We start from the raw sequence: 13,776 nt of genomic DNA, 5'->3' as shown, positions 1-13,776 counted from the left end.
CTCTTTTCGGTCACTTGATTGACTGCTTGGATTTTGAATTCTTCGGGGTAACGCGGGTTGCTCATGGCACCTCCTAATAGGCCTCAGTTTAAGGCAAAGAGGTGTCTACGAAACCCGGAGCGATTCAGACATTTCTGACTCTGTCAGGCGACTCAACAACGGGCCGTCCAAGACAAGATCAAGCTCAGGTATTACCCGGAAGCTATCTGCAGCGATCTCGTCGATCCGCCAGATCTTGGACTTAAATACCTCGGGGGCCGAGCTAAGCGTAAGAGTGGCATTGACGAACCGATCACTCGTTTCGTTCGAGATACGAAGCTCGCGAATCACAGGGATAGCGTTCTGGAAATCTGCAAGATTCAGCTTTGCTACCAAGGTGGCAAGGACCTGTACTTCTTTAGGCAGGGCTTCTTCTTGGGGTGTGAGGGGCTGAACGATATCGTCCATGCGCAACAATCCTTGTCGTTATGCTCAAGGGAGTGCCGAAATTGACCGGCCAGGGAGCCCCTCTTGAGCTGATGGCGGGATGATATCTCTTATAGTGACAGCCGTAATGTGCCTTTGGTCGTCATTGATTTCTCAGCCGATCATCGCCACCCCTATTGAGACCGATGCAACTCAATATGAGTTGTACAACCACGGTGTCCGACGACAAAACTTAACGTCTAACTTCAACCTTGTAGAACAAGTTTTCTATCATCAAGCGGCGTCGATCAGACATCACCGCCGCTTGGATTTGGCTCGCCAGTCGCACATAAAATTTGCACTCCCGCTGATTGGCTAAATCAGAAATGGGCCGCGCCGCCTGAAGGAAATCCTCATACGTGCGAGTGGTGTTTGCCATTAATGCAGAAAAATTTGGCAGCGCTTCGGCATCGGCCTGCCGTGTTGTCGGCCAGGCAGGTTCGAAGCTAAGAGAATCCTCCTTCAAATAGACGGTGAGGAACATCTCTGCCTTACCGGCTTCGTTCGCCCAGCAAGGCGGCAGGTCGCCGCCCTTACCCTTGTTCAGTTTGTTTTGCAGAAACTGAACCTGCCCTTTTAAGTCACTGTTGGTTTTCTGCAACGTCGTCGGATTGACACCTTGCTTCTCGGCTTGGGCAAAAGCTTCAGAGTTCTTCACAATGTCCGAAATCTGCTCCGAAGTCAGAATGCCTTCTTGCCCCAGGGCAGTCTTCAACAATTGCTCAGTTGCCTTGAGAGCGCCTATGCGTTTGATGACGTCCGTGGGCTGAGCATCCTTCTCCTCGTCCGGATCGACCACGAGCTTTTTGAGCTGGTCATAGGACATCATCGTTTCGAGGATCAGGCGCTTGGCGTCTTCGCCCTTGTTTTTGCTCCCTGCTTCCTGCAATGCCTTATCGATAGCTGCCAGTGCAGTAAGCTGTTCATCTTTTTGAGTCAGCAGCACCTTGAGACGACCAGCCTCCTCTTTTGCCTTGGAGGCATCCACGAGTTTCGAAATGATCTCGTCCGGATTTTTCACCTTAAGGGAAACCATCCTCGCCTTGAGTTCATCACTCGCAAGCTTGATAGCCTGTTCACGCTGATCGATGTCTTGATAGGCAGAGATTTTGTTCGCCATCTCTGTATTTTTATGCGTGAGCTGCCAAACCTTGTACCCCATCAGCAAAAGCAAAATGAAACACAAAATGATCCAGATTTCGGTAAGCGAAAGCTGAAACACCTGATCATTTTTAGAGCTCATCAGGCAGTTCTCACATCAGCCGTAGTCTCATTTTCGCGAGCCAACGTCGCGCCAGCAATTGATTCAAGTGACTGCGCCGAGGCCTCTTCGTTAACGGAAAGCGAACGCCCTTCAGGTTTGTTGATGAGATCAATCTTACCCATCAGTTCATCCAGTAGATAAGCATGCGCCGTTTCAATGCTGTGGTTGCTCGATTCAACATTGGCGGCCAAAGTCTTATGTACATCGTTACTGGCCACGACTGCCTCTACGAGCGGCGTCAATGTCGAGCGCAAACTCTCAGCGAAGGCCTCGTTACTTTTGATACTGGCGTGACTCATAGCATTCAGGGCGCCCGTTACTTCCTGGGTCATACGCTCTACAGCGGTGTCGTCTCTTACTATGGTACGTAACTCTTCAAGCTTCTCGACGACCTTCACATACACTTGCTGGCTAGTCTTGATGTCTTCCATGAAGTCCTCTCGCTGATCATCCAGCGAGTCGAGGTAATCCTTCTGAACTCTCTCCACTCTATCCATGACGTCATTGCCCTGTGACTTCATCGATTCCACCAGGCGTTCCTGGCTTTCAACGATTGATCCCACCGCAGCGACGGCCTGCCCTATCGTTTCAGTTTTAGTATTCAAACTGCGAACCGCGGTACCCACCATCCGTGCCGCAGCTTTGACATCGAGAGCCAAAGTTGAGACCCCCTCGTTGAGCGTGTCGGTGGTTCCGGACAGGGTCTCAATAGCGGGGTTGAGTTTTTGCACGAACAGGTCATCCGGGAAGAGAGTCTGATCGAGCCGTTCCTGTGCTTTCTTACCGAAATCGAGAGCATGAGACTCCATGCGATTGAGCGTTTGTTCGCTTTTTTCAGAAAGGCCATTGATGGTGGTAAGTAAATCGGTACTCGCATCATTAGCTTGTTTGAGGATTCGCTCAAAGGCATCGTTGCTTTGCCGAGTAGCGTTAGCGAAAAACGTCTCCATGGCATTGGTGCTGTGTTGCGAGATAGCTGTGATTTGCTCCTGGACACTCTGCACGGCTTCCTTCGAAGCAGCCATAACCTGATCCCGGAACACCTCAAGCTGTTGACTGGCAGCATCAAAAGACATGGATAGATTTTCGGCCGACTGAATGGCTCGTTCCTCGACACTCTTGACCGCGTCGTTGGTGTCAACTTTGAAGCCTGTATGCAGCACCCTTGCCAGCATACCAATGGCCGTACTGACCATCGCCGCGCCAAAACGAACAGCCATTCCGTTGAGATTGTCACCGATAGAGTTGATGTCGAGCAGACAGATAATGATGCTGCCGACAGTGAACAGGAAGCCAAGGTAATAAACCGAGTCCGCAAATTTCGCGAGCGTAAGCTGGACATTCCACTTCTCTCGAACGCGGTAACCAACAAACCAATAACAACACATCACCACCAATGGCAGCACAAAGCCAAGCCAGAAAGGCTCGTTGAATGTGAGGCTGGCTACGGCAAAAGCAGCTTTGAGTATTACGGCCGCAATGAAATAGGTCTGTACCCGGCGCACGAGCTTGTTGAAGTCCAATTACAGCCCCTCCATTGCAGTAATTCCCTCAACTGAAGCCCCGTTGGCCTCGAAATATTGAGCCCAGAAATTGCCAAGATTGTTGGTTTGTGGTGTTTTTTGCTCATTTGCCAGTAAATTAATGGTCACGATGGCTCCGCTTAACCCAGGTGCTTGAGCGTTGCGACCATATGGTGATTTGGCAAACTCCGCGTAGTTATGTCGCTTAATTTTGTACATTGAGAAATCGGGCATGTTGGCCAACATGTCTGAGTAAATGACGAGCTTGCGGTCACCTTTCACATTGGCATGATCAAACCCGTTGATGCCTACCAGTTGGAGCATCTGGAAAATGGGTGACAGTTTGCTGTGCTCGTCGAGGGGAATATGGCGCACAACGGCATCGAGCGGTTTGGCAAATTTTTCATTGAAGTCCCTATCAACAAACTTCTTGGTCGCCGTGAGTTGACTGCGATCACCCCACTGACCAGGATTACAGCGTTCAAAGATAGGCTTTTCGTTTTGCTCAAATTTTTCCCCAAGCAAAAACACGGAAAGCAGGTGCCCCTCAGGCACCTCGTTCAACACCATCGTCTTGAGCCGCTGGGACAAAGCTGCCTTTTGGGTGAAAGGGAACGGCGAGGTGTTATCAATTAGCACGACGTATTGGCCTTTAGGGCCGTTACTGGGACAAAGAGTCTCCTTGTCCAAGGTTTCGTGGTTCATTTTGTAGTACCCAATCCCACCGAGCACCAAGGCAACTGCAACGCCAATTACGCCGCCCCAAATCCATTTCCCGGTATTACTTTCACGCTTGGCATAAACCGACATCACAAATCCCCTTATACCAAGTCCTGAAGCGGCTGAAGCTGGTTGTATTGCTGATTGAACGAGGATTGGACTCTAGCCCGGATCGGCTCAACCTCAGCGACCAATTCGCGCAAAAGCTGTTCCTGTGCACCCAGTCGCAACTCATCCTTTTGAACACTGAAATCCGGCATATCCAGGGGACCAAATGTCACTGGATGGTCGAAATAATCGGGTGGTGGAGCGTCCGTAGGACGCGCCATCATGTTTTCGTTCTGGTAGTAGCGCGTCAGGCTCTGCAGCGTTTCATCAGCCATGACCAGCGTTTCGGATACCTGTTTTTTCACGATCGACTTCTGGTTCATATTGAACTTGAAAGCTTTGATCGACTTTTCAGCTGCCTGCACACCGCTATCAATTTTTAGTAGCACTTGCGCCTTCTCGACTTCCAGCCTATCTCGCAAGCCTTCGATCAGCTCAATGTAGCGGCGGTGAGCTTCCGCATATTGACTCCATACACCTGCATATCCGGGATAGCGATCCGTGAAGTTGTATCCCTCCCAAACGCCGATACAGCCAAACGCAATGGTCCCGAAGAACAGAATCAACGACTCGAAATCCTGAATGGGGAATATGCCTGCGAGAAAGCTTTGCCAGACCAGAAGAAAGGCGTTTTGACTGCCGTCTTCATAGACAGTCATCACATAGCGGAAATAGGAGATCAGTACCCCTAACCCAATCATGACGGTTACTGCCAAAGCGAAAGAGATCCAACCCCAGAACCGGCGTGCCCCTTTGATGTGGTTCTTGTTTCTGAAACCAAGCCCTGCAAGAAAACACGCAAGCACGTTGAAAAACGACAACATGAAGGCCATCGTAAAGCCGCTGAGCAACCCCCCCTCCAATCCTGAGCCGAAAAACGTGGCATTTAGCGCGCCCTCAAGGACGCAACAGCCGAGTACGACCATCAGCTTAAAAAATTGGCCGCCTCCAGTGGGGCATTTTGCTGGGATGTTTGGCAGGCAGTTTTCGCTACGAAAATTGCTGAGGATCTGAAACTTCGTTTTCGTGTCAGCGGCAAAATCCTTCATACGCCCGTCCTCACGAGTAAGGTGATGATCGGACGTACGAACGAACTCGTTTCCTAACTCGATGGCGCGGTTCATTTCTAACGTAATATCGATCGAGTCCAGGCGATTCTGAATTTGCTTAACACGCTGCTCGCCATACTTCACCGTTTGCTCTCGCATCCGACCAAGCTCCGCACGGACGGCGTGCTCGGCAGCAGTTAATTGCGTATCGCCGCTCCTCGGGATGCCTTTCGCGCCGTGTTCTCTAGCGATTTTTTGAAGATCCAGCTTTTTCTTGAGCTTCTCAGGGTCGATCTTCGGGATGAGCGGTTCGCTATGCTCTGTTTCCTGGCTCGAAAAAAGGGAAGCAATGAAAGCAAAGAGTCTTTTGAAGAAATGCATTGATGACATCCATGCGCTTTGTTAATCAATGACTTATGACATTCATATGCGCAAGCGTGCTACGCAGCATAAATTGCCGTTTTATCGTTCTGGGGGGGGGGTGAGTTCAGGAAGAATCGTCGTCCGTAACGTGCAGCCGTATCAAATAGCCATCAAGGTGGCGAAATGATGACTGCACCACTGCTCCATAGCAAGCAGGAACGAGTAGTTTGCGGACTAACGGACGGGCTAATAGGAGGCTGCTAGTCAAAGCAAGAATTTTTACTCGGCTGGAGGCCCAACTGGGTTGGATCATCCCCGCAGTACTCGAAGGGTCCGAACTATTCGCCAAGCAGCCTCAACTTGTAGGCCGCTGCCACGCCTTTGAAGCCAGATTGTTCATGATGGACTGTGACCTACGCAGCCTAGTCCCCGACGGCTATGCGATCCCAGTGCCGCCCAAGCCTAACTACAGGGTACGCAGGATGACCCGAGCGACCTGAGATAAACAAGCTGATAATTGACCCGTATGTAGTTCTCAATCAGCAAGAAAATAGTCTTAAACACTCAAAAACGTTAGGACCTGAAGAGAAAGACCAAACACATGGTAAAGAGACCACGCGCTTGCGCCAAAACCTACGCCCCCCCACGCGGAAGCCATGAGGATTCCATCCAGAGCCAGTGGTTTTGTGGGGGTAAAAACGACTAAACATAAAAAAGGGTCGCAAGATAAAATCTCGCAACCCCTTGAATTATATGGTCGGGACGGAGTGATTCGAACACTCGACCCCTAGCACCCCATGCTAGTGCGCTACCGGACTGCGCTACGCCCCGACTAGGCGTGAAACTGGGTTCGCTTCGTAACGAAGCGATCAGGAATATACCGCAAGCATTTGAAATGTGGAAGTATTTTAAAGGCTTGTTTCACTTTTTCAAAACCACCAGTACGTCTTCCAGTTCGGAGATCATCTGGCGGATCAATTGCTTGTATTGGGTGGTGTCGTCTTTGGCTTCATCACCGGACATACGCTGGCGTGCGCCGCTGATGGTGAACCCCTGGTCGTACAGTAACGCGCGGATCTGTCGGATCATCAGCACATCCTGGCGCTGATAATACCGACGGTTCCCGGTGCGTTTGACGGGGTTGAGTTGAGGAAACTCCTGCTCCCAATAGCGCAGCACGTGCGGTTTTACCGCACATAGCTCGCTGACTTCACCAATGGTGAAGTAGCGTTTGCCTGGGATGACGGGTAGCTCGTCGTTATGACTTGGTTCCAGCATAAGCCTCAACTCGGGCCTTCAACTTCTGCCCTGGACGAAAGGTGACCACACGGCGAGCCGTGATCGGGATTTCTTCTCCCGTTTTTGGATTGCGGCCAGGCCGCTGGCGTTTGTCCCGCAGGTCAAAATTGCCGAAACCGGACAATTTGACCTGTTCGTTGTCTTCCAGAGCGTGCCTGATTTCTTCAAAAAACAGCTCGACCAATTCCTTGGCCTCGCGCTTATTCAGACCCAACTCTTCGTACAGACGTTCCGCCATCTCAGCTTTCGTCAAAGCCCCCATACGTCACTTCCTTAACGTGGCGTTCAACCTTTGTTCGAGCGAGGTGAGGATATTTTGCGTCGTGGTATTCACCTCATCGTCATTAAGAGTGCGCGATGGATGCTGCCAGGTCAAGCCAACTGCAAGGCTTTTTCTATGCGGATCAATGCCTTTACCCTGATAGACGTCAAATAGCCTGAGGTCCGTCAGCCATTCGCCTGCATTTTCTCGGATTACTTCCAGCACGGCACTGGCCGCCACATCACGATCCGCCACCAGGGCGAGGTCACGACGCACTTCCGGGAAACGCGACAGCTCGCTGAATTTAGGCATCTTGCCCGCAGCGACGTCAGCCAACACCAACTCGAAGACGAACACCGGACGGTCAAGACCGAGGGTTTTCGACAGTTCAGGGTGGATAGCGCCAACGAAACCGACCAGGCGGCCTTCACGCTCGATGCGCGCAGTCTGGCCTGGATGCAATGCCGGGTGGCTGCCCGGAACAAATGCGAAGGCATCCAGCGCGCCGGCAAAGCCCAGCACCGCTTCCACGTCAGCCTTGACGTCGAAGAAGTCCACCGGATCGCGCCCCTGGGCCCAACCCTCAGGCAGACGGCTGCCGCAGACCACACCGGCCAGCATCGGCTCCTGCTTCAGGCCGTCCAATTGGCCGACAAAGCGCAGGCCGCTTTCGAACATGCGCACGCGATCCTGCTGACGGTTCAGGTTATGGGAAAGTGCTTTCACCAGGCCTGGCCACAGGGACGAACGCATAGCCGCCATGTCGTTGGAGATCGGATTGGCCAGCAACAGCGGCTCGACACCCGGGCTGAACAGTTCGAACTGCTTGGGATCAATGAAGCTGTAGGTCACCGCTTCCTGATAACCGCGGGCGACCAGCAGACGACGCAGCTCCGGCAGGTGCGCACGGGCTTCGGTCTTGGGCTGTGGGGCCAGGCGCGCTTGCGGGTAACGAACCGGCAGACGGTTGTAGCCGTACAGGCGGGCCAGTTCTTCGATCAGGTCGACTTCAAGGCTGATATCGAACCGATGGCTCGGCACTTCTACGCGCCACTGCCCTGCCCCATCAGCGCTAATGCCCAGGCCGAGGCCGGTCAGCAGACTGACGATTTGCGCTTCTTCGATCACCAGGCCGAGCATCTGCTCGACGCGCTGGGCGCGCAGCGTCACTGGTGCAATCGAAGGCAAGTACTGCTCGTTGACAGTCTCGGTAATCGGGCCAGCTTCACCGCCGGTGATTTCCAGCAGCAGGCCGGTGGCACGCTCCATGGCTTCACGGGCCAGTTGCCAGTCCACGCCACGCTCGTAGCGGTGCGAGGCATCGGTGTGCAGGCCGTAGGAACGGGCCTTGCCTGCCACAGCGATCTGGTCGAAGAACGCGCTTTCAAGGAACACGTCACGGGTCGTCGCCGACACGCCACTGTGCTCACCCCCCATCACACCGGCAATGGCCAGGGCGCGGGAGTGGTCAGCAATCACCAAGGTATCGCTACGCAGGGTGACTTCCTGGCCATCGAGCAAGACCAGCTTTTCGCCTTCCTCGGCCATGCGCACGCGAATCCCGCCGTTGATCTCGGCCAGATCGAAGGCGTGCAGCGGTTGACCCAGCTCCAGCATCACGTAGTTGGTAATGTCGACGGCGGCATCGATGCTGCGCACGTCGGCGCGACGCAGGCGCTCAACCATCCACAGCGGGGTCGGCCGGGACAGGTCGACATTGCGAATGACACGGCCCAGGTAGCGCGGGCACGCGCTTGGCGCCAGCACTTCGATGGAACGCACTTCGTCGTGGACGGCCGGGACTGCGGTCACTGCTGGACGCGTGACAGGCACGCCGTACAGCGCACCGACTTCACGGGCCAGACCGGCCAGGGACAGGCAGTCGCCACGGTTCGGAGTCAGGTCGACTTCGATGCTGGCGTCTTCCAGGTCGAGGTAGGCACGGATGTCCTGGCCCACGGGCGCATCAGCCGGCAGTTCCATCAAGCCATCATTGCCTTCGCCCACCTGCAACTCCGCCTGGGAGCACAGCATGCCGTTGGACTCGACGCCACGCAGCTTGGCTTTCTTGATCTTGAAGTCACCGGGCAGTTCGGCACCGATCATCGCGAACGGGATTTTCAGGCCTGGGCGCACATTTGGCGCACCGCACACAACCTGGAAGGTTTCAGCGCCGTTGCTGACCTGGCACACACGCAACTTGTCGGCGTCCGGGTGCTGTTCGGTGCTGAGCACCTCGCCCACCACTACACCGCTGAAAACACCGGCGGCCGGCGTAACGCTATCGACCTCAAGGCCGGCCATCGACAGACGAGCAACCAGCTCATCGCGATTTACCTGCGGGCTTACCCAGCCACGCAGCCATTGTTCACTGAATTTCATCCTGCTCTCCTAAAGGTTCGTTACGACTAGCGAAATTGCGCGAGGAACCGCAAGTCGTTGTCGAAGAACAGGCGCAAGTCGTTCACGCCGTAACGCAGCATGGCCAGACGCTCGACGCCCATGCCGAAGGCAAAGCCCGAGAACTCTTCCGGGTCGATCCCGGACATGCGCAGCACGTTGGGGTGAACCATCCCGCACCCCATGACTTCCAGCCAGCCGGTCTGTTTGCAGACACGGCAGCCTTTACCGCTGCACATCACGCACTCCATATCGACTTCGGCGGATGGCTCGGTGAACGGGAAGTAGGACGGGCGGAAACGTACCGCCAGCTCTTTTTCGAAGAACACCCGCAGGAATTCTTCGATGGTGCCTTTGAGGTCGGCGAAATTGATGTCGCGATCAACCAGCAGGCCTTCGACCTGGTGGAACATCGGCGAGTGGGTGATATCGGAGTCGCTACGGTACACACGGCCTGGGCAGACGATGCGGATCGGCGGCTGCTGCGATTCCATGGTGCGGACCTGTACCGGCGAGGTATGGGTGCGCAACAGCATGTTCGCATTGAAATAGAAGGTGTCGTGCATCGACCGGGCCGGGTGATGGCCTGGGATGTTGAGCGCCTCGAAGTTGTGATAGTCGTCTTCGACCTCAGGGCCTTCGGCAATGCCGTAGCCGATGTGGGTAAAGAACTGCTCGATACGTTCCAGAGTCCGGGTCACCGGATGCAGACCGCCAGAGGTCTGGCCGCGGCCAGGCAGGGTCACGTCAATGGACTCGGCGGCGAGCTTGGCCGCAAGATCGGCCTCCTCGAACAACGCCTTGCGCGCATTGAGAACCTCTGTGACACGCTCCTTGGCAACGTTGATCAGCGCACCGACTTGCGGGCGCTCTTCGGCCGGCAGATTGCCCAGGGTCTTCATCACCTGAGTCAACTCACCTTTCTTGCCAAGGTATTGAACCCGGATTTGCTCCAGGGCATTGATATCTTCAGCGCTTTGCACAGCCTCAAGAGCTTGAGCGACCAGCGCGTCCAGGTTTTCCATGTACAGACTCCAGATACAAAATAGGGGAAGAGCTTGAAGGCTCTTCCCCTATTTATGACGTTTACCACCTTGGACTACGGAGTAGCCCAGGGTGACTGTCGGGGGTACTTAAGCCAAGGTGGCTTTAGCTTTCTCGACAATCGCAGCAAACACCGCTTTTTCGTTCACGGCCAGTTCAGCCAGAACCTTACGGTCGATTTCGATGGACGCTTTTTTCAGGCCAGCGATGAAACGGCTGTAGGACAGACCGTTAACACGAGCACCAGCATTGATACGAGCGATCCACAGAGCGCGGAACTGACGTTTTTTCTGACGACGGTCACGGTAGGCGTATTGGCCTGCCTTGATTACCGCTTGCTTGGCAACACGGAATACGCGTGAACGCGCGCCGTAGTAGCCTTTAGCGAGTTTCAGAATTTTTTTGTGACGCTTACGGGCAATGACGCCACGCTTTACACGAGCCATGAGTTACTTCCTCTATTCTTGATCCAAAATTAACGAAGGCGCAGCATGCGCTCGACTTTTGCCACGTCAGACGGATGCAGCAAGCTGCTACCGCGCAGTTGACGCTTACGCTTGGTCGACATTTTGGTCAGGATGTGGCTCTTGAAAGCGTGCTTGTGCTTGATACCGTTAGCAGTTTTCAGAAACCGCTTAGCAGCACCACTTTTAGTCTTCATCTTTGGCATGTTCGGATACTCCGCATTCAGTTGATAAACATAATCAGAAGGCCTGCCGTGCCCTATTGATTACTTCTTCTTTTTCGGGGCGATGACCATGATCAGCTGGCGTCCTTCCATCTTAGGATGCTGTTCGACGGAACCGTACTCCAGCAGGTCAGCTTCAACCCGCTTGAGGAGTTCCATACCCAGCTCCTGGTGGGCCATCTCACGGCCGCGGAATCGCAAGGATACCTTGGCCCTGTCCCCATCACTCAGGAAACGTACCAGGTTGCGCAGTTTTACCTGGTAATCCCCTTCCTCCGTCCCTGGACGAAACTTGATTTCTTTAACCTGGATCTGCTTCTGGTTTTTCTTGGCTGCGGCAATCTGCTTCTTCTTTTCGAAGATCGACTTGCCGTAATCCATCAGCTTGCAGACAGGAGGTACAGCATCGGCGGAAATTTCCACCAAATCGAGCTTGGCTTCTTCAGCCTTAAGAAGCGCGTCTTCAATTGACACAATCCCAAGCTGCTCACCCTCAGCCCCAATTAACCGAACCTCGCGTGCCGAGATATTCTCGTTGATCGGGGCTTTCGGTGCAGCTCGTTTATCTTGTCTCATTTCACGCTTAATAGTAATTACTCCGAATCTGGGCGACCACGCCGGGAAACCGCTTGCGCGAGGAACTCAGCGAACTGGGCGACGGGCATCGAGCCCAGGTCAGCACCTTCACGAGTACGCACAGCGACAGTCTGCATCTCGACTTCCCGATCTCCGATAACCAAAAGATAGGGAACCTTGAGCAAAGTATGCTCGCGGATTTTAAAGCCGATCTTTTCATTTCTCAAGTCGGACTTGGCACGAAATCCGCTTTCGTTGAGTGTTTTTTCAACTTCAGCAGCAAAATCGGCCTGTTTATCAGTGATATTCATGATCACTGCCTGAGTCGGAGCCAGCCACGCAGGGAACGCGCCCTCGTAGTGCTCGATCAGGATCCCGACGAACCGTTCGAATGAGCCGAGGATCGCCCGGTGCAGCATAACCGGGTGTTTACGGCTGTTGTCTTCGGAGACGTATTCGGCTCCCAGACGGATCGGCAGGTTAAAATCGAGCTGCAAGGTACCACATTGCCAGACACGGCCAAGGCAATCTTTCAGCGAGAACTCGATTTTAGGACCGTAGAAGGCGCCCTCACCCGGCTGCAGATCGTACGCAAGGCCCGCACTATCTAGCGCAGCGGCCAGTGCAGCTTCGGCGCGATCCCACAACTCGTCGGAACCGACGCGTTTTTCCGGACGAGTGGACAGCTTCATTTCGACGTCGGTAAAGCCGAAATCGCGATAAACGTCCATGGTCAGCTTGATGAACGCGGCGGATTCGGCCTGCATCTGCTCTTCGGTGCAGAAGATGTGGGCGTCGTCCTGAGTGAAACCGCGCACACGCATGATGCCGTGCAGTGCACCCGATGGCTCGTTACGGTGGCAGGCACCGAACTCGGCCAGGCGCATCGGCAGCTCGCGGTAGCTCTTCAAGCCCTGATTGAACACTTGCACGTGGCAAGGGCAGTTCATCGGCTTGATGGCGTAGTCGCGGCTTTCCGACTCGGTGGTGAACATGTTGTCGGCGTAGTTGGCCCAGTGCCCGGATTTCTCCCACAGGCTACGGTCAACCACTTGCGGCGTCTTGATCTCCAGATAGCCGTTTTCACGCTGCACCTTGCGCATGTACTGCTCAAGCACCTGGTACAGGGTCCAGCCGTTCGGGTGCCAGAACACCATGCCCGGCGCTTCTTCCTGGAGGTGGAACAGGTTCAGGCGCTTACCGATTTTACGGTGATCGCGCTTCTCGGCTTCTTCGATGCGCTGGATGTAGGCCGCCAGCTGCTTCTTGTCAGCCCAGGCGGTGCCATAGACCCGCTGCAGTTGCTCGTTTTTCGCATCGCCGCGCCAGTAGGCACCGGACAGCTTGGTCAGCTTGAACGATTTGAGGAAGCGCGTATTCGGCACGTGCGGGCCACGGCACATGTCGACATATTCTTCGTGGTAATACAGGCCCATGGCCTGTTCGTCCGGCATGTCTTCCACCAGACGCAGCTTGTAGTCCTCACCACGGGCAGTGAACACGTCGATCACTTCGGCGCGTGGCGTGACTTTCTTGATGACGTCGTAATCTTTCTCGATCAGCGCGTGCATGCGCGCTTCGATGGCGGCCATATCGTCCGGCGTGAAAGGACGCTCGTAGGCGATATCGTAATAGAAGCCTTCGTCGATGACCGGGCCGATCACCATCTTCGCGGTGGGGTACAGCTGTTTGACCGCATGGCCAATCAGGTGCGCGCAAGAGTGGCGAATGATCTCCAGCCCCTCTTGATCCTTGGGCGTGATGATTTGCAGGCTGACGTCGCTGGTGATCAGGTCGCTGGCGTCAACCAGCTTGCCGTCGACCTTGCCGGCCACGGTGGCCTTGGCCAGGCCTGCACCAATGGATGCGGCGACCTCGGCTACGGAAACCGGATGATCGAATGAACGTTGACTGCCGTCGGGAAGAGTAATAGTTGGCATGGCGCCTCCTCTCCTAGTGGTGACCCCTACCAAAGGTCACGTGGGTTGGGATGAGCCAGTACAAGATCCAACACC

13 protein-coding genes and 1 tRNA gene are annotated in these 13,776 nt (G+C 54.5%); all 14 read right to left on the bottom strand.

Features of this window, described 5'->3' with window-relative positions:
- Positions 1-105: 105 nt before the first annotated feature.
- The 14 genes from PSFL_RS21420 to thrS all read right to left on the bottom strand — a co-directional run bounded on the left by PSFL_RS21420 (position 106) and on the right by thrS (position 13,701).
- Positions 106-447: a hypothetical protein gene (locus tag PSFL_RS21420; RefSeq protein ID WP_397470459.1), complete on the bottom strand. Its 342-nt coding sequence runs from the start codon at positions 445-447 to the stop codon at positions 106-108.
- A gap of 211 nt (positions 448-658) precedes the next feature.
- Complete coding sequence (locus tag PSFL_RS21415) at positions 659-1,708, bottom strand: hypothetical protein (protein WP_397470458.1); 1,050 nt, start codon at positions 1,706-1,708, stop codon at positions 659-661.
- On the bottom strand, positions 1,708-3,252 hold the full coding sequence (locus PSFL_RS21410; protein WP_397470457.1) for a hypothetical protein: 1,545 nt from the start codon (positions 3,250-3,252) through the stop codon (positions 1,708-1,710). Before PSFL_RS21410 ends, PSFL_RS21415 begins: the two co-directional genes overlap by 1 nt.
- Positions 3,253-4,062, bottom strand: coding sequence for a hypothetical protein (locus PSFL_RS21405; RefSeq protein WP_397470456.1), 810 nt, complete (start codon positions 4,060-4,062; stop codon positions 3,253-3,255).
- Positions 4,063-4,073: 11 nt separating this feature from the next.
- A complete protein-coding gene (locus tag PSFL_RS21400; protein ID WP_397470455.1) occupies positions 4,074-5,510 on the bottom strand; it encodes a hypothetical protein in 1,437 nt (478 codons plus the stop codon).
- A 736-nt stretch (positions 5,511-6,246) separates the two neighbouring features.
- A tRNA-Pro gene (locus PSFL_RS21395) sits at positions 6,247-6,323 on the bottom strand.
- 90 nt (positions 6,324-6,413) lie between these two features.
- Positions 6,414-6,770, bottom strand: coding sequence for a MerR family transcriptional regulator (locus tag PSFL_RS21390; protein ID WP_003174972.1), 357 nt, complete (start codon positions 6,768-6,770; stop codon positions 6,414-6,416).
- Positions 6,751-7,053, bottom strand: coding sequence for an integration host factor subunit alpha (gene ihfA, locus PSFL_RS21385; protein ID WP_002553164.1), 303 nt, complete (start codon positions 7,051-7,053; stop codon positions 6,751-6,753). The genes PSFL_RS21390 and ihfA overlap by 20 nt, the downstream gene beginning before the upstream one ends.
- A gap of 3 nt (positions 7,054-7,056) precedes the next feature.
- On the bottom strand, positions 7,057-9,435 hold the full coding sequence (gene pheT / locus PSFL_RS21380) for a phenylalanine--tRNA ligase subunit beta (RefSeq protein ID WP_397470454.1): 2,379 nt from the start codon (positions 9,433-9,435) through the stop codon (positions 7,057-7,059).
- 26 nt (positions 9,436-9,461) lie between these two features.
- Positions 9,462-10,478, bottom strand: a complete 1,017-nt coding sequence (gene pheS, locus PSFL_RS21375; RefSeq protein WP_057438636.1) for a phenylalanine--tRNA ligase subunit alpha — start codon at positions 10,476-10,478, stop codon at positions 9,462-9,464.
- A 108-nt stretch (positions 10,479-10,586) separates the two neighbouring features.
- On the bottom strand, positions 10,587-10,943 hold the full coding sequence (gene rplT / locus PSFL_RS21370; protein ID WP_003174975.1) for a 50S ribosomal protein L20: 357 nt from the start codon (positions 10,941-10,943) through the stop codon (positions 10,587-10,589).
- A gap of 29 nt (positions 10,944-10,972) precedes the next feature.
- A complete protein-coding gene (rpmI, locus tag PSFL_RS21365) occupies positions 10,973-11,167 on the bottom strand; it encodes a 50S ribosomal protein L35 (RefSeq protein WP_002553160.1) in 195 nt (64 codons plus the stop codon).
- A 60-nt stretch (positions 11,168-11,227) separates the two neighbouring features.
- Positions 11,228-11,779 (bottom strand): translation initiation factor IF-3, encoded by a 552-nt coding sequence (gene infC / locus PSFL_RS21360; RefSeq protein WP_169960276.1) that lies wholly within the window; start codon positions 11,777-11,779, stop codon positions 11,228-11,230.
- Positions 11,779-13,701: a threonine--tRNA ligase gene (thrS, locus tag PSFL_RS21355; RefSeq protein ID WP_057960165.1), complete on the bottom strand. Its 1,923-nt coding sequence runs from the start codon at positions 13,699-13,701 to the stop codon at positions 11,779-11,781. The genes infC and thrS overlap by 1 nt, the downstream gene beginning before the upstream one ends.
- Positions 13,702-13,776 lie beyond the last annotated feature (75 nt).

The organism is Pseudomonas sp. DD1 (genome assembly GCF_044510355.1).
In the GTDB taxonomy this organism is placed as follows: Bacteria; Pseudomonadota; Gammaproteobacteria; order Pseudomonadales; family Pseudomonadaceae; genus Aquipseudomonas; species Aquipseudomonas shahriarae.
This window is presented reverse-complemented; position numbering and strand designations above follow the sequence as displayed.

Bases quoted from the DNA above. Each gene is read 5' to 3' on its own strand.
- PSFL_RS21415 (WP_397470458.1), bottom strand. From the start codon at position 1,708: ATGAGCTCTAAAAATGATCAGGTGTTTCAGCTTTCGCTTACCGAAATC.
- rpmI (WP_002553160.1), bottom strand. From the start codon at position 11,167: ATGCCAAAGATGAAGACTAAAAGTGGTGCTGCTAAGCGGTTTCTGAAA.
- PSFL_RS21390 (WP_003174972.1), bottom strand. From the start codon at position 6,770: ATGCTGGAACCAAGTCATAACGACGAGCTACCCGTCATCCCAGGCAAA.
- thrS (WP_057960165.1), bottom strand. From the start codon at position 13,701: ATGCCAACTATTACTCTTCCCGACGGCAGTCAACGTTCATTCGATCAT.
- pheS (WP_057438636.1), bottom strand. From the start codon at position 10,478: ATGGAAAACCTGGACGCGCTGGTCGCTCAAGCTCTTGAGGCTGTGCAA.
- PSFL_RS21405 (WP_397470456.1), bottom strand. From the start codon at position 4,062: ATGTCGGTTTATGCCAAGCGTGAAAGTAATACCGGGAAATGGATTTGG.
- ihfA (WP_002553164.1), bottom strand. From the start codon at position 7,053: ATGGGGGCTTTGACGAAAGCTGAGATGGCGGAACGTCTGTACGAAGAG.
- PSFL_RS21400 (WP_397470455.1), bottom strand. From the start codon at position 5,510: ATGCATTTCTTCAAAAGACTCTTTGCTTTCATTGCTTCCCTTTTTTCG.
- rplT (WP_003174975.1), bottom strand. From the start codon at position 10,943: ATGGCTCGTGTAAAGCGTGGCGTCATTGCCCGTAAGCGTCACAAAAAA.
- PSFL_RS21420 (WP_397470459.1), bottom strand. From the start codon at position 447: ATGGACGATATCGTTCAGCCCCTCACACCCCAAGAAGAAGCCCTGCCT.
- pheT (WP_397470454.1), bottom strand. From the start codon at position 9,435: ATGAAATTCAGTGAACAATGGCTGCGTGGCTGGGTAAGCCCGCAGGTA.